The organism is Pseudoxanthomonas sp. LjRoot206, assembly GCF_056175725.1.
Genome location: NZ_JBGFFI010000003.1, coordinates 744,363 through 761,687, shown reverse-complemented (window position 1 = coordinate 761,687; position 17,325 = coordinate 744,363). Strand labels below are relative to the sequence as shown.

Genomic DNA, 17,325 nt, shown 5'->3' with positions numbered 1-17,325 from the left:
AGGGGAGTCGCTCACGGCTCGAGGCCTGCTCGTGTTGGACATGGGCAGCAATGTCTGCCATGGGTCGGAAGCTGCCATGCCCCCACCCACGATAAACATCCCTAATCCCTGCCCTGCTTATGGCCGCTATCGGTCAGGGGCGGCCTTGCATGCTTAGATGGTAGCTATCTGCCAGAAGCGGACTCTAAGCCGGAGGCTTACCCCAATATGCCCTCGACGGGCGCCATCATTTAGCCCATCACGCCGGTTCGGCCGCCAGAAATTTCAGCTGCCATCGAGGATGGCTTGTCAGGGGCGATACATGCAGGCGGTGTAGTTCCAACCGGAAACCGTCCTTAAGGGGAGGCGCGATTTTCCCACAGAGGCTACGGGTCGCCGCGCTCCCTCCCGAAACGACTGCCCAGCCGGCGGCATGTACGCACCCGCTGCGCCGCGCGACCGACTACTCGCTCTCCTTCAACAAGGACGGGCGAGCGTCGTACCAGTCGCGCGCACCCACGATGTGCATCTTGCGCTGTCCGTCATGCAGCTCCATGCCCATCCCGAGCAAGCCCCAGCGTGCATAGAGGTCGCCCGCTGGCGCGCCGGCGGCGATGCGCAGGCGCGCCTTCAGGTCGAAGCGTTTGTTGCTGGCTTCGACGCGGTCCAGCACGATCTCACCGCCGCGGATGCGCAGATCGCCAGTGGCCCGCACCTGGCCAGCATCGACCAGGTTGCCTACCCATCCGGGGAAAGCGTCGCGCTCTGCGAACAGGCCCAGCAACACGCTGGCGTCGCGCATCTCCACCTGGCCGCGGCCGGCCACTTCGAACGGCTCCTGCCAGTCGATCTCTCCTTTCGTTAGCCGCATGCGCGCCCACCAGCCGGCATCGGCGCCGGATGATTCCAGCCGCACACCGTCCAGACGCACCGCCATTTCGTCGAGGGCATAGCGGCGTCCGCCCTTCGCAACCTGCGACAGGCGGCTGTCCAAGACCAGGTTGCCGGCCAGGCGCGACGGACCCAGCGCAAAGCGCACGTTCTGGCCGCGCATTTGCATGCGTCCACCGAGCATTTCACCGGCATGGTCCAGGTGGATGTCGGCGCTGGCGCTGGCGCTGCCACCGAGCAGTTGCGCGCTCTGAGTGGGCAGGTAGCGGTTGTAGCTGCGCAGGTCCGGCACCTGTGCGTCGTCGAAATGCAGGTGCGCATCCAGGTTCTCGTGGAACCGGGCCAGCGGGCCGGTGGACAGCAGGTCCAGGCGCAGGTCACGGCCGCGCAGGTCGATGCGCTCCGGAGCCGCGATGGGCGCTAAGGTGAATTGCTGCATCACAATCGCGATCGTGGTGTGCCGTGAGACGTCGTCCTCGCCACGCATGCGCAGGCGTGCCCGGGCCTGCCCGCTGAACCGGTTGTCGAGGACGCGCGCCTGCAGCTGCGCATCTTCCACGTCGACGCGGCTGCTCACCTGCATTGCGCCGGCGTCCAGATACACGTCGGCATCCAGGTTGGCGCGGCCGTTGATCTCCAGCCACGGGATGTCGTCCAGGAACACGTCGATCCAGCGCAGCGGCATCGCCGGCCAGCGGGTGCGCACGGTGCCGCCCAACGCGCGCAGCGGCCGCAGCCAGTCGTCTGGGCCAAGGCGGCGATCGTCCACTCGCAGGTCGGCCGCCAGCCAAGGCGCACCCTCGGAGGTGGGCGGTATCCGTGCCGCCAACGCGATCGCTTCGCGCCGAGTGCGCAGGGCCACGCCCAGCGGATGCCGCACTGCCTCCCCGTCGACGCCGCGCGAGAAGACCGGCGCCGACCAGTCCAGCCAGCTGCCCGGCATCAGCGCGCCGCGGCTCAGGGTCAGGTCGGCCCGCAAACGGCCCGCGGCGCCGCGGGCACCCAGCGGTAATGCCTGACCGTGGTGGGCGACCAGGTCGATGCCCGGCGCCGGGCCGTCCACCCGCATGCGCGCATGCATGAGTGCCACTTTCTCGGCCCCCTGCGCGCGCTCGCGCGTGTGCAAGGGCAGCGAGATCTCGAAGTCCAGCTGCCCGTCGCGCAGCAGCTCGACCTCGCCAACCTGCAGGATCGCATCGGGCATATGCAGGGTAGACGGGCCCACTTCCATCGCCCCGCCCTGCAGACGTTTGCGGAAGACAAAGCGCGCCTGTCCATGCCCGCGTACGCGGGCATCGTAGAAGTCCATGCGCAGCAGGCTGGGGGTGGTGATCGCGTCGAAACTCAGTTCCCACGGCGGCTTGCCCGGGCGCTTGATGGTGGGTTTATCCTCGGCCACGCGCTGCACGTGCACCGAGACGTCCACGGCACGGATAGTGCCGAAACCCACTTCGCGCCAGAGCAGCGGCACCAGCTTAATACGTCCGTCGGCACGGGGACTGGCGACAAACCAGCGGTTGGTACGTGCATGGCCGCCCAGGATCACGCCGTGGGCATGGATGTGTCCCGGGTAGGCACTAAGTGCCCAGTCCCAGCGCGCCTGGAATCGATCCGGCTTGCGGTTGATGACCTGCTCGCCAATGGACGTGTTGAGGAACACGTTGGCGGCCAGCAGGTACACCAGGTACAGCACCAGAAGCACAAAACCAGCGCGGCGCAACTGGCGGCGGTGGCTGGCGCACCACGAGTTGAAGGTTTTCATGGACATGCGCCAATTATTGCCGAGCCGCCGTGACGATGGCCTGCAAAAGGGGCGTTCGCAAGGCGATCCCCCGTCTTTGAGGTGCACGCGACGGGCATGGCCGAGCGGACGCCGTTCGTGGATACATAACCTCCCAGCCCGAAACCGCTGTCGCCGCCCCAGTAAAGGGCTTGGTTCCCGAGGGTGCTTACGGCCAGAAGCGGACTTCGAAGAGCTTCTGAATTGGGCCACGCCACGAAGTGGCGTCGGCTTGCTTGAATAGCTGCCTTAGCCTACAGAGTTGACCGCTCCTCCGTGACTTCCTCTAAGCCTCTCGATGAAGACACAGCTCATCCTAGTCCGAAGCCGACGTTCACGCTGGTACTCCATATGCCTCAGCGACGGATTGATCGCTCGTGCAGCCTCTCGAGAAGGTTTGCTATGTAGGTACGACTGACTCGCAAGGGAGTGCCGTCCCGCAGGCGAATCAGAGCATCCCTATTCGGCAGGGCCTGCATTTCTGCCACGCAATCCAGGCGGACGATCGTAGATCGATGCGCTCTGATGAACATTGCGGGATCGAGCTGCTTGGCAAGCTCTGCCAGCGATTCGCGCAGCAGATGCTCTTTCCTGTGTCCGTGCAGGATCGCGTAGTCGCCGCTGGCTTCGATCCATTCCACATCAGCTGAATCGATGAAGGTCACGCGTCGCCCCGTTCGGATAGGGAACCTTCGCCTGTGTCGGCCTTCGCTTAGATCCAATGTCGTCGCTCCGCTGCGATGGCGGGAAGCGATGGCTTCGCGTGCCCGATCCAGCGATTCAGAGAACCTGTCGTCGTCGATCGGCTTCAGGATGTAATCAAGCGCCTTCAGATCGAAAGCACGAACTGCGAAGTTGTCATGCGCTGTCAGGAAGATGACCAACGGCCGCCGCTCCTGCGGGATTTCGTCGAGCAGCCCGAACCCGTCCAAGTTCGGCATCTGGATATCGAGTAACACCAAGTCGGACGAAGTTTTGAGGATGCCATCGAGAGCCGCCTTGCCATCGGCGTATTCGCCTACGAGATGCATGTCCTTATGTCGTGCCAGGCGCGCAAGTACACCGCTCCGGGCGAGCGGTTCGTCATCCACGACGGCAACTCGGATCATCGATGAAAGTCCCAGTAGGCGTCCGGCGTTGTGATGTCGCGCACGGGGATATCGATCGACACGTTGAACCCGCCGTCCGTTCTTGGCTCTGCTTGCAAGTTGTGCGCGTCTCCATACAGGCGTATCAGGCGCTCAGAGATGTTGCGCATCCCCCCGGCTAGAGAAGATCCGTTATGCGGCGCCCCCATGCTGCCGAACTGCCCATCGTTACCGACGAAAACCCGCAGCATCTTCTCTTCCTGCAGTAGCCCTATCTCCAGGGTGCCGGGCTCGCTGCGCAGCGCGATGCCGTGCCGGATCGCATTCTCGACCAACGGCTGCAGCAGCAGGTGCGGTACACGCTTATCGAGAATGTCTGCGCCGATGTTCCAGTGCACGATCAGACGGTCCCCGAGGCGCGCCTTCTCGATCGCCAGATACGTCTCAGTGAGAGCGATCTCCTCTGCGAGGGAGACCTCATGCGATATCCGCTCGTCGAGCGTTGCCCGCAGGAAGTCCGCGAGCCTCGAGATGACCTGCTGGGTACGCTCTACCTGGCCGGAAACCACCAGCGAAGAGATCGCATTGAGCGTATTGAACAGAAAATGTGGCTGAAGCTGGTATCTGAGCGCCCGAAGCTCCGCCTCATGCATAAGCGCCTTGGCTTCGGCGCTCCGGGTCTTCTCGTGGCCGAGCTCAATGTAGTAGCAGACCACGGCGTGGAGTGCACAAAATGCCACCAACGCAAGCCAGAACGCATCAATGCCTTTGACCAGTCGTGCCAGTTCCACGGTTTGGTACGGTATCCAGCCCGCCGACCGCGCAACCAGCAAGTCCGCGATGTTGCTGCCAACGGATAATACATAGCTGGCGACCAGAAGGGCGGGCACCAGCAGCCACCAGGGCGCTCGCCTGCGCCAGAGCGCGCGCTGTAGAAACAATAGTGGTAGGCACAGTAGCAGGTAGAGCACCAGGCAGAGCATACGTCGCCATTCCGCGACTTCGTCGCCGATCGATGGCAGGGTCAACACCACCATGCACAAGCCGACAGGAATGCTCGCCGCGAGCGGTAGCCAGACGGGAGGAAGGAGGGCCTCGGATCTGGTGTGGCGGATAGGCATCGTAAAGAGCCTCGTAACGAACGACCCAATATACGTGAGCCGAGAGGGGCCATGGTGAGGCGTCACGGCCGAGGGGGCGGCTCTTACTTGGCCAGCACCGGGCCTAGGACCTGCCTGCGCACATCACGCAAAGGGAGCCCGGGATGGGCGTCAGCATTGCACAGGCAGGCGTATGCCAGGCCGCTGGATGGATGGCACGCGAGGTAGGCGGCGAATCCGTTGATGCCACCATGGTGGCCGGCAACGGGCTTCCCGTCGATCGTGTGCGCGTCCAACATGAAGCCCAATCCATACTGCGTATCGCCCATGCCTTGCGCTTGGGGATCGTGCCGCTTCGTCCCGGCCAGCGCGCCGTCACGAAGACGTGCTGGCACCAGCATGGATTGCACGCTCGACGCAGGCAAGTAGGCTCCGCCGAACAACGCCGTTATCCACCGGCACAGGTCCTGTGCTGTTGAACGCATCGCGCCTGCGGCTCCGGCCAGCGCTACATCGAGGTACTCAGCATTGTTGAATGGTTGAGCCTCTGTGCCGGTCGGTGTGTAACCCGACGCGCGTGCCATGACGACGTCGGAAGGCTGGTCGAACGCGGTGTGGCTCAGGCCGAGTGGCTCGAACATCAGCTTGGAGGCGGCGGTCGCCAAGGGGAGCTCCGTTACCTTTTCGACGATGGCGCCCACCAGGATGTAGCCAGCATTGCTGTAACGCCAAGCGGTTCCGGGAGCGAAATCGAAGAGCGGCGTCATGCGCGCGATTCGCTCGGCCTGGGTGAGTTGCGACGATACGCCTCCGGTGTCGTACTCTCCGTCGCTTATACCCGCCGTGTGCTGCAAAAGCTCGCGTATCGAGAACGGGGCATGCTGGGGGAGGAAGGTCAGATAGCGCTGTGCGGGCTCGCCTAGCGAGAGTTTGCCTTGAGACTCAAGTTTCAGAAGCAACGCGGCGACGAACTGCTTGGTGAGCGACCCAATGCGAAAGACGCTTTCGGCGGTCACATGGTTTGCCGTCTCCAGGTTGGCTTGCCCGGCATAGTACGAATTGACCTCTTGGCCACCCTGCCAGACCGCCAAGGCGACGCCCGGCACCTGCCGCGACGCCACCGCCGCATCGACAATGGTCCTCAAGGTCGAATCTGACGCGGCCGGCGCCAGGGCGCGCGCGAGAGGTGCCATGGGGCCTGAGGCAAGCAACATTCCCCCGGTGAGTCCTGCGCCTGCTTCGATCATGCGGCGTCTTGTGATCTTCATGCCCTATGCCTCTCGCGTTAAAGGTCTGGTCGTGCCGATGGTCCGAACGATGCCAGATGTCGGCGTCGCGACCTTCAAAAACCCCGGCCTTGGCGCTGACCCGTGCATTACGTGCGCCAGGACGCCGTCGCCCCACGACGACTTACGCGACCATATTTCCAGCCCGGGCGCGTGGCGAAACGTTCTAAAGCGTGCCAACGGCATGTCGCCAAGCCTCCACATGCGGAGGGTCCCGCAGGCAACCCACGGGTCATCCACAGAGATACGGGGAGAACAGATGACAGGAAGGACACGCATCCAGGGCGCGGCACTGCTGTTGACGGCACTTCGAGGATACCCGGCTTTGGGAGCCTCCTTCGCAGTCGGTGGCGAATCGTCCATCCCGAGGACGGCAACGGCCATCGGGTTGCCGAGCAGTGAGTTCAAGTGCAGTCAGCCGCGAGGCCAGGTGCTGCTGAAGCATGTCATGGCTCACTGCGCGGCATCCATGTCCAACACGGCTCCGAGGCTTGTCAGACCTATGAAATCCATCGCTATCTCGCTCCTCCTGTTTCTCCTTGCCGTGGCGCCGGCCAATGCCGGCATGTGGATGATGGTCTACGCCGAGGGGCAGAAACCCGACAGGACCGTTTACTACGCGGCCTTCGACGACGTCCAGAGCCGGACCTCGCCAGAGGCGTTCCTCGATGCTTTGCAGCGTACGGGCAACCCCCTCAAGGCCGAAGCCGCCACGAAGGTCAATCAGATCCGCGTCAATCAGATCCACGAGGCCGCAGGAGGACCTTGGTTGACGATGTTCACGCTTGAGTTCCAATGCGGCAGCCAGCAGATGCGTATCACTCAGCAAGAGCAGCACTACCGGCAGAACGGCAGGTCGCAGCAAGTGCCTGGACTGGACTGGAGTGCCATCACTGCACCTTGGCAAGCCCAGGCCAGGTTGCTGGCCTGCGATGAAGCCCGCTGGAAAAAGGCGCTCGAAGCCGATAGGCGACGAGGCCAGGGTCAGGACGAACTGAACAAGCTGGGTTTGGTGGTGGTCGGTGACCATGTCCTCCCGATGGGGCTCAACGACCTCTCGTTCGCCACGCTCTGGCGCGATGGAACAGAGCCCGCATTCACCACGAACAAGTCACCCGCCGAACTCGACCGCCTGAGGCGCGAGACCATCGCGCGTGGAGAAGCCCTGTCGGCGGAGATGCGTGGAAAGGAACAGAATCTACGCAAGGACATCGAGTCATCTCAAGCTGAAGATGCATTCATGGCCCAAGTCGACCGGAACTTCGCAGCCAAGAAGTACCCGAAACAGTTCAGAGATCTCGTCCACAGCATGAAGGGATTGACTGAACCGGAGATCATCGAGGTCATGGGGTACCCCGATGGCGAGCGCCGTGTGGGCGGAGACCGTCTCTGGGTTTACTACAGCGAGAAGGACGAGCGAGTGGCTAACGTCGTGTCCAAGTATGGGCATGTCGCCGTCACAGGAGAGCTGCGCGAATGTGAGCTCACGTTCGTTCTTCGCGAAGGTGGAAAGAAGAGTGGAGGTCGCCTGTTCGACTACCAGATGGCCGGAGACAACTGCAATCTTTCCACCATGAAGAGGAGCTCGCGATGAGCGAACAAGGATCTGAAGTCACTTCGTCTTCGCCCGTAGGATCAGTCGAGGCAGGTGTACGAATCAACAATGCGGCTAAGGTTTCGCGGCGCTCGCGTACTCGAGATATCCTACTGACTTTGCTGTCTTACCTGCTCGCAGTCGGCATGATCGGAACGGCCAGCGCTGAGTATCCCATTACAGACACCGCTCGCGCATTGGATACCGTAAAACTGATGCTTGCTGCGGAAGGAAGGGGCGATCAGAGGGCTCTGGAAGGACTTCTCGCCCCCGAGTATCTACGAGTCTCGCCTGCTGGCGAAGTTGAAACTCGCAGCGACATTGTCGGCTCGTTGGCTAGCGCCGGGACCTCTGAGGCGACGAGACTCGCTGATCACGCGGATGTCGCCCTGTCTGAGGTCGCCTTCGAAGAGACTAAGGACAGTCTCATCATCGTTGCCCTGCAGCACAGCGCCCGGACGCGCTACGGTAACGAGCGGGATGCGTCACTAAGGGTGACTTTCATGCTGGAAAAGAGGCAAGGGAGGTGGGTAGTCCTGCTCACCCATTACACGCCCTTGGCCCAAGCCGGATCATGATGCGCACCTCAATAGGCGTTGCCCTGGTCCTTATGTCTTCGGTCGCGGTAGCAAAGCATGTCTATCCAAAGAACCTAAAGGTCGTGGATGCGGGTCAAACGTACACGCTTCTGGAAGACTACGTTTTCCAGGAGAAGGCTGCAACGTTCACCCTCTTTGCAGGGCGCTATGTCCGAAGGTATGAAGACGCCAAAGCAGTCTATCTGATGGGTCAAGCAGGCTGCTTCCAGATGAGTGTGGCGCCCCCCAGGAATACGGACGCGCGTTGGTCCGATCGCTGGGATTGTGGCGTGTATCTCCCCAAGGATACGAACAAGGGAGCCGCGATCTTCGTGGTCCGACGCACGCCCGAGACGCCGCATGAAGGCAATGGCGCAGTCATCGACGGCATCATCCGGGCGGGCTACGGGAGCTTCGACTTCCCGACCTCGGAGAAGAATGATCTGCTCCTGCGCAGTAAGCTCGTGCCCTAACAGCAGGGCATGGATCTTCCATAGTGTCTCGAGTGCGGCGTTTCAAATGAGGGTGCCGATATGAAAAGGCTTGTTCTCGCCCTTGCGATCATCTTGATCGCGTGCGGCATGACCAAGAGTCCGAAATCGTTCGATCCCGTACCAAGCGCGAGTCACTTCGTGCTTGAGGCGGACGTCATGATGGCCAACAAAGTATCTTCCGGCTTGGCAAAGGGTAGCTACCAGGCTGTTTTTCAGAGCAAGGACCACATCTACTACCTAGGCGAGCCCGGCGCTCTGCTTATGCCCAATGGCACGAGGGTCAATGGCGGCATCGCGCTTCCGAAGCACGCGTTGGCGCCCCCTTGTCATCTCTTCATTCAGATCGGGGACGATTCAGAACAGGCGAGGGACATGCGACTTGGAGCTCTTGTGGTGGCCCTTGCGAGGCTCGAGAAAGGGCGGATCAGAGAGTTCAAGAAGGATCCGGCGTGCATCGGATTCATGACAAGAATTGCCGTCGTCAATGACTGAGGCAGCTTACATGTACAAGGTCGTTTGGAGTTCTACAGCATTTGCCGTACGTTATCTTGGCGCTGCTTTGGACTTCTATCGTGGCAAAGCTTGGTTTATCAGTCGCTTTGAATCCCGGGCGCTGTGGAGCAAGAGAAAATCATCACGTAGTCCTTCACGAGGCCAGGCTGCATGCGAGTGCGAAAGGCTAGAGAGACAGATCTCGATGGAATTACTCGGTTATATGCCTGCCTGCACTTGCATCATGTAACTGAGCCGAATTCGGAGACCGAATTCTCATGGCGAAAGATTGTTCACAGCAGGACATCAACGATTTTTGTTGCAGAAGTGGATGGCCTGCTAGTGTCGACATGCATGGTTGCAGTTATTCCAAGCTTTGCAAAAGCCGGACGCCCTATCGGCGTAATAGAACATGTGGTAACGCTGGATGAGTTCCGCGGGCGGGGGTTTGCCCGAGCTACCATGTCTGCTGCAATCTCTTACGCGTGGCAGAGGTCTTGCGGCAAGTTGCTATTGCTGTCAGGCGCGAACCGTCTAGAAGCTCACAGGATGTACGAGTCACTTGGATTTGATGGCAATGTAGAGCGTGGTTTTGTGATGAAGGCGCCGAGCACATTGCTCCCTGCTCATGTCCAGTAGTAGTCGCAAGGAGATCCGTGGCCGCCGAATCTCTCACTTCCAGAGAAAGTACTCTAGCGATCCAGTCTCTGACGCTGAGGATCGATCTGTCTGTGATTCAACTAATTGCTGGAGCGGAAGTGATTGGGGATGCGTGAGTGCCGCACTGGGATGCCATTGGGCGAAGTCCTGAGAATCGAAGGCTGGATTCCGCTTGGATGCCAGACCTGTTCGCCCTATTTATTGACATCAGTGCGCTTGCGGCAGTTCTTTACACATGGTCGCTCTGCGCCTTCGCCCATCGAACTAGTGATCTGGTTAGTAGGGAGCTTTGCTTCACGGATGGCTGATGTCCGTTTCCGGCCAGAAGCGGACACCTTGTGCTCACCCAAGGCTGGTTGGAACTCGACAGATAGAACCATCGACATCCGTCGAATCGACATCAGCAATGCCAGCGATCACGGACCAGGCGAAGACGCTCGCTTGCCCAGCTCGATCAGCATCCGCGATGCCAGGTACAGGCGCGGTGCAATGGAGTCGATCTCGATGTACTCGTTGCGCGCGTGGTAGCCCCATCCCGCCAGACCCAGCCCTTCCAGCACCGCCGCCTTGCCGGAGCGTCCGGCGAAACCCGCATCGGTACCTCCGTTGGTGGTCGGATGCATCAGCAGTTGCCGGCCATCGAGTTCGGCATAGATGCTGCGCGCCAGGTCGGCCAATGCACGACCGCGTTCGCCGGCGACATAGATCGGACGCAACGGTTCCAGCGTCACCGTGGTGGTGGTATCCGGAACCAGCTGGCCTTCCTTCACCTTGGCCTGCAGCGCGGCCAGCAGGTTGTCGTTGCTGTCGGACTGCATCACGCGCGCATCGCCGCCGGCTTCGGCGCGCTCGGGAATCTGGTTGCGTGCGGTGCCCGCACTGGCCGTGGTCCAGTTGAGCTGCGCGCCGGGCACCCCGTTGGCCACGTCCTTCGTCTGCACCAACTGGTGCGCCAGTTCCACCAGTGCATTGCGCCCCTGTTCCGGCGCGGCGCCCGCGTGGGCGGACCGGCCCTGCACCGTCATCCGCACCTGCGAGGTGCCGGCCGCACTCAACAGCACGCCTTCGTGTTCGATCACTGCTTTGGCCGGTGATGGTTCGAACGACAGCACCACGTCCTGCTGCTCGGCCAGCGTGGCAATGGTCTCGCCGGACCCGGGCGAGCCGATTTCCTCGTCCGGATTGAACAGCACGGTGACGGTGGCGTAGTCGTTCCAGCCGCGTGCCTTCAGCAGCGCCAGCGAATGCAGGATCACCGCGATCCCGCCCTTGTCGTCGGCGATGCCGGGGCCGTACAGCAGATTGCCTTTCCGGTTATACGGCTCCTTGGCGAGGATGCCGCGGTCGTACACGGTGTCGGCATGGGCGATCAGCATCACCTTGAGGCTGCCGGTGCCGGTGAACACGCCGCGCACCATGTCGGGTCCGCCCGTCGCGGACGCCACGCGGTCGACCTTGGCATCCAGCGCCCGCAGGCGCTTGTCCAGGTACGTCATCAGCGTGGCGACGCCTTCGTGATCGGTCGAACCGGATTCCACCGTCACCAGTTCGCGCAGGGTGTCGATCACGGCGGCCTGTTCCTTCGTGGCGGCGGCGCGCAACGCCGTATCCGCCGTCGCGGCCTGTGCGTGCGTTCCCGTGGCGCCGATGCCCAGCATCAGCGTGGCGGTGCACAACGCGGTTCGTGCGATATCCATGCGTCACTCCTGTGGCCGCGGACGCGGCGCGATGATGGCGATCAGAACCGGTATTCCACGCCAAGGCCGGGGCCTTGCATCGTGGTATCGAAGCGGAAGCCGCCGGACGTTTCGAAGTCGGTCGCCAACCGCCGGTAGCCGGCGATCATCGAAAGCCGCTCGTTGATGTCGTAGCCGGCCAGCACCATGAGGTCGGTGGACAGATCGGACTCGCCGGCGCCAGCCAGCACCCAGCCGCCGACGAACATGCCGTTCGCGAACCCGTGCCGCCCCTTCACGCCGACCTGTGCATCCACCCATCGGTGCGATTGCTCGCCGGCGTACTGCTGCGGGATCGGCGGTGGCGTCGGCACGGGCACGGCGTAGGCCATGCGCACGCGCGCCGACCACACGCGCACACCGGCCACCAGGTCCAGGTGCGTGCGGTCGCGTTCGACCAGGCCGTAACGCCATGCCATCAGTCCGCTGCTGGTGCGCGTCTTCAACCGTACTGGCAGTGCGGTACCCGCGACCGGGGCGTAGACGGTGGTGGAGAGCTTGGCGAACTGTCCGTCCAGCAGCAGGCCGTGCCGGCCTTTGCGCGCTTCGAACGCACCCATGGCGCCGGCGTCGAGCTCCTCCAACGACTCGCTGAAACTCTTGGAGGTATGCACCTTCACCGGCAGGCGTTCATGCGCGAACGTACCCTCGGTCGACGAGCCCCACACATAAGGTGCCAGGCGGAAGCTCCACCCGTCGGCCTTATCGTCCGGACTCGGTCCCGATTGGCCCGAGGCGCAGCATGAGGCGACCGACAACCCGAAGAGCGCAACACCACGTGCGAACGCTGTCATGCGAGTGCTCCTTCAACGCGCCTGGATCCAATCCCCGGGAAACATCGCAAGCGCGCCCCCGACGAGCGCGATTGATCGGCCCTAGCCTAGGACTGATCAAGCCTGCGCGCAACTCAGGCAAACCCGCGTCCATCATCGACCAAACACGCTGTTCCGACATCACTCCATGTCCGCTTCGGGCCTTGGATTCAACCGGTCGACGCAACAGGTTGTCGATATCACTCTGCCGACATTTTGTAGCCCAGCGTTTGGCGTGGACGTTCGTTAAGCCGGCGTGCCACGGCATCCAGTCTGGCCTCTTGGACATCGGCGAGGTCTATGCCCTTCGAGTCCGCGGGAGCGCTCCCCCGCTCGGCCAGGCTCAGCATACGCGGAGACCTTCGCCTCATCGACGGACGAATGCCGCCGTGCTCGGCCAGCATGTTGCGTACGGAGCAGCGATGCCGGTCGAAAAGGAATGCAATCTGATGCAGGGGTCACCCTGCTGCCAGTGGTCCCGCATCAGCGCCTTCTGGGGGTCGGTGTAGTGGATCCTCTTCCTGCGCTTCATCCGCAACACGCCTGCCGCCTATGCAGCTATCCATGTGTTGCATCGATCATATGGATCCGCGACCCAAAGCAGACAGGACGTTATCCCTGCGAGGCCCGGCCTATCTCGCCTGGTCAACTGCGGCTGCGGTACGTGATGACCTAGTTAGTGACAGAGAGACTGCAGCCGCCATCAGGATCAGGACTGCGGAGAGCGCCAGGCACGCCGTCAGGCCCCACGTCTGGAAGACCCAGCCCGACAGCACGGTGCCCAGCAGGCGACCCATCGCGTTGGCCATGTAATAGAACCCGACGTCGAGTGACACGCCGTCCTCGTTGGCGTAGCTGACGATCAGATAGCTGTGCAGGGCGGAGTTGAGCGCGAACAGCACGCCGAACACCGTCAGCCCGACCACCAGCACCCCGCTGGGCGAGGTGCCGTAGGCAAGCAGCGCCGCCATCACGGCCGGAACCGCGGCCAGCACGAACGCCCAGCCGGTCGCCGCACGTCCGTCGGGCACCTTGCCCGCCTTCCGGCCGGTCAGGTAGGGCGCGAACGACTGCACCACGCCGTAGCCTATGATCCACGCGGCGAGGAAGCCGCCGACCTGCCAGAAATCCCATCCGAGTGTGGCGGCCAGGAACACCGGCAGCGCGACGACGAACCAGACATCGCGCGCGCCGAACAGGCACATGCGCGCCGCCGACAGCAGGTTGATGGCGCGGCTCTTGGAAAAGATATCGCGGAACTTCGGCTTGGCTTTCGCCTTGCCCAGGTCGCGCTTCAGCAGCACCAGGCTGAGCATCCACACCAGCAGCAAGGCACCGGCCATCACGGCCACGGCGGTCGCAAAGCCGAGGGTGGTCAACAGCGCGCCGCCCAGGAAGAAGCCGATGCCCTTCAGCGCGTTCTTCGATCCCGTCAGTGCCGCCACCCAGCGGTACAGCGTGCCCTGCCGCTCGCCCGGCACCAGCAGCTTGATGCTGCTCTTGGCGCTCATCTTGTTGAGGTCCTTGGCGATGCCCGACAGCGCCTGCGCCGACATCACCCACGGCACCGTCAGCCAGACCGCCGGCACCAGCAACATGGACAGCGCGATGACCTGCATGGCCAGCCCGATATTCATGGTCCGGTTGAGCCCGATCCGGGCGCCCAGCCAGCCGCCGACGAGGTTGGTGATGACGCCGAAGATTTCGTAGTACAGGAACAGCATCGCGATCTGCAGCGGGCTGTAGCCCAGCTGGTGGAAGTGCAGCACCACCAGCATGCGCAGGGCGCCGTCGGTGAGGGTGAAGGCCCAGTAGTTGCCGGTGATCAGGAGGTACTGGCGGACATCGGGCGACAGGCGCGCGAGCATCGGCGTCAGCCTGCCTTGCCGACCAGCTGCACGAGCTCGGCAGTACGGTTCACGTAGCCCCACTCGTTGTCGTACCAGGCGTACAGCTTCACCTGGGTGCCGTTGATCACCATCGTGGACAGCGCATCGATGATGCTGGAGCGCGGATCGGTGCGGTAGTCGATGGACACCAGCGGGCGTGCCTCGTAGCCGAGGATGCCGGCCAGTTCGCCCTCGGCCGCGCGCTGCAGCAGCGCGTTCACTTCCTGCACCGTGGTCGCACGTTCCACTTCGAACACGCAGTCCGTCAGCGACGCGTTGGTGAGCGGCACGCGCACGGCATGGCCGTTCAAACGGCCCTTCAACTCGGGAAAGATCTCGGCAATGGCGGTGGCCGAGCCGGTCGAGGTCGGGATCAGGCTGCTGCCGCATGCGCGTGCCCGGCGCAGGTCCTTGTGCGACGCATCCACGATCACCTGCGTATTGGTCAGGCTGTGGATAGTGGTGAGGCTGCCGTGGCGGATGCCGATGCCTTCGTGGATCACCTTGACCACCGGCGCGAAGCAGTTGGTCGTGCACGAGGCGGCGGAGACGATGCGGTGCTGCGCCGGGTCGAAGCGGTGATGGTTCACGCCGACCACCACGTCCAGCACACCGGGCGACTTCACCGGCGCCGTCACCACGACGCGTTTCACGCCCTGGTCCAGGTAGGGTTGCAGCACGTCGGGCTTGCGGAATTTGCCCGAGGATTCGATCACCACGTCGCAGCCGGACCAGTCGGTGGCCGCGATGTCCCTGTTCCGCGTCACGGGGATACGTTGGCCATCGACCACCAGCGCTTCGCCGTCGGCCCGGACGTCGCGGTCCCAGCGGCCGTGGACCGAATCGAACGCCAGCAGGTGCGCCAGCGTGGCGGCGTCGCCTGCCGGGTCGTTGAGCTGGACGAACCGGAGGTCGGGGTTTTCCCAGGCCGCACGCAGGGTGAGGCGGCCCATGCGGCCGAAGCCGTTGATGCCAACGCGGAGGGTCATGAAGGAGGCTTTCGTTCAGTAGGGAAGAAGAGGGTGGATCACGACGCCGCGCCGATCTCGCGGACCCGGGTTTCCAGCGCCAGGCGGTCAAGCGCCTCCGGCTTCAGCGCCATCAGCAACGACAGGCGATGCTGCAGCAACTGGAGCGCCTTGCCGAAGGCCTTGTGCACCTGCTCCTGCGAGCCTGCGACGGAGGCGGGATCCTCAATGCCCCAGTGCGCCGTGACCGGATGTCCGGGCCAGAGCGGACACGCTTCGCCGGCCGCCTTGTCGCAGACCGTGATGATCAGATCCATCTGTGGCGCTTCCGGTGTGGCGAATTCGTCCCACGGCTTGCTGCGCAGTCCGTCCGTCGCGATGCCTGCCTCCTCCAGTACCCGCAATGCCATCGGATGCACGCGTCCGCGCGGATGGCTGCCCGCGCTGTAGGCGTGGAAGCGGCCCTTGGCCATCTGGTTGGCCAGGGCTTCGGCCAGGATGCTGCGAGCGGAATTGCCCGTGCACAGGAACAGCAGGTTGTAGGGGCGGTCCATGGGAGGTCCTGAAGGAAGGGATTAGGCGCGGCGTTCGTACCAGGGCTTCGACGCGTTGACGATGCGAACCACGGACAGCATCACCGGCACTTCCACCAGCACACCGACCACCGTGGCCAATGCCGCACCAGAGTGCACGCCGAAGACGCCTACCGCAGTGGCGACCGCCAGCTCGAAGAAGTTGCTGGCGCCGATCAGCGCCGAGGGGCCGGCCACGCAGTGCGCGACGCCGAGCTTGCGGTTGAGCCAGTACGACACGCCCGCGTTGATATACACCTGGATCAGGATCGGCACCGCCAGCAGGGCGATGATCAGCGGCTGGTCGACGATCTGTCGGCCCTGGAAGCCGAACAGCAGCACCAGCGTGAGCAGTAGCGCGCCCATCGACACCGGGCCCAGCCGCTTCAGCAGCGCCTGCAGCGACGCGTCGCCGCCCCTGCGCATCACCCAGCGCCGCACCAGCACCGCCACGATCACCGGCACCATGATGTACAGGCCTACCGAGATCAGCAGCGTCGACCACGGCACCGCGATGGAGGAGATGCCGAGCAGCAGCCCCACGATCGGCGCGAACGCCACCACCATGATCGCGTCGTTCAGCGCGACCTGGCTCAAGGTGAAGCGCGGCTCGCCGTCGCAGAGGTGGCTCCACACGAACACCATCGCGGTGCACGGCGCGGCGGCCAGCAGGATCAGCCCCGCGACGTAGGAGTCGATCTGCCCGGCCGGCAGATGGTCGGCAAAGACATGGCGGATGAAGATCCAGGCCAGCAGCGCCATCGAGAACGGTTTGACGGCCCAGTTCACGAACACCGTGACGCCGATGCCTTTCCAGTGCTGCCTGACCGCACCCATCGCGGCGAAATCGATCTTCAGCAGCATCGGGATGATCATCAGCCAGATCAGCAGCGCGACCGGCAGGTTGACCCTGGCCACTTCCGCCGCCGCCAGCGTGGCGAACGCGTCCGGCAGCAGGTAGCCCAGTGCGGTGCCCACCGCGATGCAGCCCAGCACCCACCAGGTCAGGTGGCGCTCGAAGCCGCCCATGCGGCGTGACAGCGACGGTGCGGCTGCGGACGTCACGGGCAGCCTTCGGGTCCGCAGGTTGCGGCAGGGGCGCACTGCGCCGCGTCGCCGCCGCAGCAGTTGCGGGTCAGGAATGCCAGCAGCGCGTTCATCGCCGCGAAGTCGGCCCGGTAGCAGACGTGCCGGCCGCGCGATTCGCTCTGCACCAGCCCGGCGGCCACCAGTTCCTTGAGGTGGAACGAGAGCGTGGCACCGGGCAATGCCAGGGCTTCGGCGATCTCGCCCGCCATGCGGCCGGCCGGACCCGCTTCCACCAACAGGCGGAAGATCGCCAGCCGGGTGGACTGTCCGAGGGCGGAAAGGGCAGTGGTTGCGTTCTTTATTTCCATGTTTCTAGA

General features: G+C 63.4%; 16 protein-coding genes and 2 pseudogenes. 5 read left to right on the top strand and 13 right to left on the bottom strand.

Translation table 11 applies throughout. The features are described 5' to 3' along the window. Positions 1 to 442: 442 nt before the first annotated feature. The 4 genes from AC04MD_RS12770 to AC04MD_RS12755 form a co-directional block, all read right to left on the bottom strand. Complete coding sequence (locus tag AC04MD_RS12770) at positions 443 to 2,638, bottom strand: AsmA family protein (RefSeq protein ID WP_475497625.1); 2,196 nt, start codon at positions 2,636 to 2,638, stop codon at positions 443 to 445. Between the two features lie 368 nt (positions 2,639 to 3,006). Next, positions 3,007 to 3,759, bottom strand: a complete 753-nt coding sequence (locus AC04MD_RS12765; RefSeq protein WP_475497624.1) for a LytR/AlgR family response regulator transcription factor — start codon at positions 3,757 to 3,759, stop codon at positions 3,007 to 3,009. After that, the gene (locus tag AC04MD_RS12760) at positions 3,756 to 4,775 is read right to left on the bottom strand and encodes a sensor histidine kinase (RefSeq protein ID WP_475497623.1); all 1,020 of its coding nucleotides are present in this window, start codon (positions 4,773 to 4,775) and stop codon (positions 3,756 to 3,758) included. The genes AC04MD_RS12765 and AC04MD_RS12760 overlap by 4 nt, the downstream gene beginning before the upstream one ends. Positions 4,776 to 4,942: 167 nt before the next feature. Then, positions 4,943 to 6,106: a serine hydrolase domain-containing protein gene (locus tag AC04MD_RS12755; protein WP_475497622.1), complete on the bottom strand. Its 1,164-nt coding sequence runs from the start codon at positions 6,104 to 6,106 to the stop codon at positions 4,943 to 4,945. A 520-nt stretch (positions 6,107 to 6,626) separates the two neighbouring features. Here AC04MD_RS12755 and AC04MD_RS12750 point away from each other — a divergent pair. From AC04MD_RS12750 to AC04MD_RS12730, 5 genes are all read left to right on the top strand, one after another. Then, on the top strand, positions 6,627 to 7,718 hold the full coding sequence (locus tag AC04MD_RS12750) for a hypothetical protein (RefSeq protein ID WP_475497621.1): 1,092 nt from the start codon (positions 6,627 to 6,629) through the stop codon (positions 7,716 to 7,718). After that, positions 7,715 to 8,296, top strand: a complete 582-nt coding sequence (locus AC04MD_RS12745; RefSeq protein WP_475497620.1) for a nuclear transport factor 2 family protein — start codon at positions 7,715 to 7,717, stop codon at positions 8,294 to 8,296. Before AC04MD_RS12750 ends, AC04MD_RS12745 begins: the two co-directional genes overlap by 4 nt. Then, a complete protein-coding gene (locus tag AC04MD_RS12740; RefSeq protein ID WP_475497619.1) occupies positions 8,293 to 8,769 on the top strand; it encodes a hypothetical protein in 477 nt (158 codons plus the stop codon). The genes AC04MD_RS12745 and AC04MD_RS12740 overlap by 4 nt, the downstream gene beginning before the upstream one ends. A 60-nt stretch (positions 8,770 to 8,829) precedes the next feature. After that, a complete protein-coding gene (locus AC04MD_RS12735; protein ID WP_245120774.1) occupies positions 8,830 to 9,282 on the top strand; it encodes a hypothetical protein in 453 nt (150 codons plus the stop codon). Between the two features lie 171 nt (positions 9,283 to 9,453). Next, complete coding sequence (locus AC04MD_RS12730; RefSeq protein ID WP_475497618.1) at positions 9,454 to 9,921, top strand: N-acetyltransferase family protein; 468 nt, start codon at positions 9,454 to 9,456, stop codon at positions 9,919 to 9,921. Between the two features lie 437 nt (positions 9,922 to 10,358). Here AC04MD_RS12730 and AC04MD_RS12725 read toward each other — a convergent pair whose 3' ends face one another. The 9 genes and pseudogenes from AC04MD_RS12725 to AC04MD_RS12685 all read right to left on the bottom strand — a co-directional run bounded on the left by AC04MD_RS12725 (position 10,359) and on the right by AC04MD_RS12685 (position 17,316). Continuing rightward, positions 10,359 to 11,639, bottom strand: a complete 1,281-nt coding sequence (locus AC04MD_RS12725) for a glutamate carboxypeptidase (RefSeq protein WP_475497617.1) — start codon at positions 11,637 to 11,639, stop codon at positions 10,359 to 10,361. Between the two features lie 41 nt (positions 11,640 to 11,680). Further along, positions 11,681 to 12,472 (bottom strand): porin family protein, encoded by a 792-nt coding sequence (locus AC04MD_RS12720; protein WP_475497616.1) that lies wholly within the window; start codon positions 12,470 to 12,472, stop codon positions 11,681 to 11,683. 218 nt (positions 12,473 to 12,690) lie between these two features. Further along, positions 12,691 to 12,798 (bottom strand): annotated as a pseudogene (locus AC04MD_RS12715) (IS30 family transposase); the annotation flags it as partial. A 21-nt stretch (positions 12,799 to 12,819) separates the two neighbouring features. Continuing rightward, positions 12,820 to 13,022: pseudogene (locus AC04MD_RS12710) on the bottom strand (IS30 family transposase); the annotation flags it as partial. A 100-nt stretch (positions 13,023 to 13,122) separates the two neighbouring features. Then, on the bottom strand, positions 13,123 to 14,358 hold the full coding sequence (gene arsJ, locus AC04MD_RS12705) for an organoarsenical effux MFS transporter ArsJ (protein WP_475497615.1): 1,236 nt from the start codon (positions 14,356 to 14,358) through the stop codon (positions 13,123 to 13,125). A gap of 5 nt (positions 14,359 to 14,363) precedes the next feature. Further along, positions 14,364 to 15,368, bottom strand: coding sequence for an ArsJ-associated glyceraldehyde-3-phosphate dehydrogenase (locus AC04MD_RS12700; protein ID WP_475497614.1), 1,005 nt, complete (start codon positions 15,366 to 15,368; stop codon positions 14,364 to 14,366). 38 nt (positions 15,369 to 15,406) lie between these two features. After that, positions 15,407 to 15,901 carry an arsenate reductase ArsC gene (locus AC04MD_RS12695; RefSeq protein ID WP_475497613.1) on the bottom strand — a complete coding sequence of 165 codons (495 nt, stop codon included), beginning with the start codon at positions 15,899 to 15,901 and terminating at the stop codon, positions 15,407 to 15,409. A gap of 21 nt (positions 15,902 to 15,922) precedes the next feature. Then, complete coding sequence (gene arsB, locus AC04MD_RS12690; protein WP_475497709.1) at positions 15,923 to 16,948, bottom strand: ACR3 family arsenite efflux transporter; 1,026 nt, start codon at positions 16,946 to 16,948, stop codon at positions 15,923 to 15,925. Between the two features lie 32 nt (positions 16,949 to 16,980). Further along, positions 16,981 to 17,316 (bottom strand): ArsR/SmtB family transcription factor, encoded by a 336-nt coding sequence (locus AC04MD_RS12685; protein ID WP_475497612.1) that lies wholly within the window; start codon positions 17,314 to 17,316, stop codon positions 16,981 to 16,983. Positions 17,317 to 17,325: the final 9 nt, after the last annotated feature.

What these genes read in the sequence shown, in the direction of transcription:
- AC04MD_RS12770 (WP_475497625.1), bottom strand. Translation starts at nt 2,638, where the DNA reads ATGTCCATGAAAACCTTCAACTCGTGGTGCGCCAGCCACCGCCGCCAG.
- AC04MD_RS12765 (WP_475497624.1), bottom strand. Translation starts at nt 3,759, where the DNA reads ATGATCCGAGTTGCCGTCGTGGATGACGAACCGCTCGCCCGGAGCGGT.
- AC04MD_RS12760 (WP_475497623.1), bottom strand. Translation starts at nt 4,775, where the DNA reads ATGGTGGTGTTGACCCTGCCATCGATCGGCGACGAAGTCGCGGAATGG.
- AC04MD_RS12755 (WP_475497622.1), bottom strand. Translation starts at nt 6,106, where the DNA reads ATGAAGATCACAAGACGCCGCATGATCGAAGCAGGCGCAGGACTCACC.
- AC04MD_RS12750 (WP_475497621.1), top strand. Translation starts at nt 6,627, where the DNA reads ATGAAATCCATCGCTATCTCGCTCCTCCTGTTTCTCCTTGCCGTGGCG.
- AC04MD_RS12745 (WP_475497620.1), top strand. Translation starts at nt 7,715, where the DNA reads ATGAGCGAACAAGGATCTGAAGTCACTTCGTCTTCGCCCGTAGGATCA.
- AC04MD_RS12740 (WP_475497619.1), top strand. Translation starts at nt 8,293, where the DNA reads ATGATGCGCACCTCAATAGGCGTTGCCCTGGTCCTTATGTCTTCGGTC.
- AC04MD_RS12735 (WP_245120774.1), top strand. Translation starts at nt 8,830, where the DNA reads ATGAAAAGGCTTGTTCTCGCCCTTGCGATCATCTTGATCGCGTGCGGC.
- AC04MD_RS12730 (WP_475497618.1), top strand. Translation starts at nt 9,454, where the DNA reads ATGCGAGTGCGAAAGGCTAGAGAGACAGATCTCGATGGAATTACTCGG.
- AC04MD_RS12725 (WP_475497617.1), bottom strand. Translation starts at nt 11,639, where the DNA reads ATGGATATCGCACGAACCGCGTTGTGCACCGCCACGCTGATGCTGGGC.
- AC04MD_RS12720 (WP_475497616.1), bottom strand. Translation starts at nt 12,472, where the DNA reads ATGACAGCGTTCGCACGTGGTGTTGCGCTCTTCGGGTTGTCGGTCGCC.
- arsJ (WP_475497615.1), bottom strand. Translation starts at nt 14,358, where the DNA reads ATGCTCGCGCGCCTGTCGCCCGATGTCCGCCAGTACCTCCTGATCACC.
- AC04MD_RS12700 (WP_475497614.1), bottom strand. Translation starts at nt 15,368, where the DNA reads ATGACCCTCCGCGTTGGCATCAACGGCTTCGGCCGCATGGGCCGCCTC.
- AC04MD_RS12695 (WP_475497613.1), bottom strand. Translation starts at nt 15,901, where the DNA reads ATGGACCGCCCCTACAACCTGCTGTTCCTGTGCACGGGCAATTCCGCT.
- arsB (WP_475497709.1), bottom strand. Translation starts at nt 16,948, where the DNA reads ATGGGCGGCTTCGAGCGCCACCTGACCTGGTGGGTGCTGGGCTGCATC.
- AC04MD_RS12685 (WP_475497612.1), bottom strand. Translation starts at nt 17,316, where the DNA reads ATGGAAATAAAGAACGCAACCACTGCCCTTTCCGCCCTCGGACAGTCC.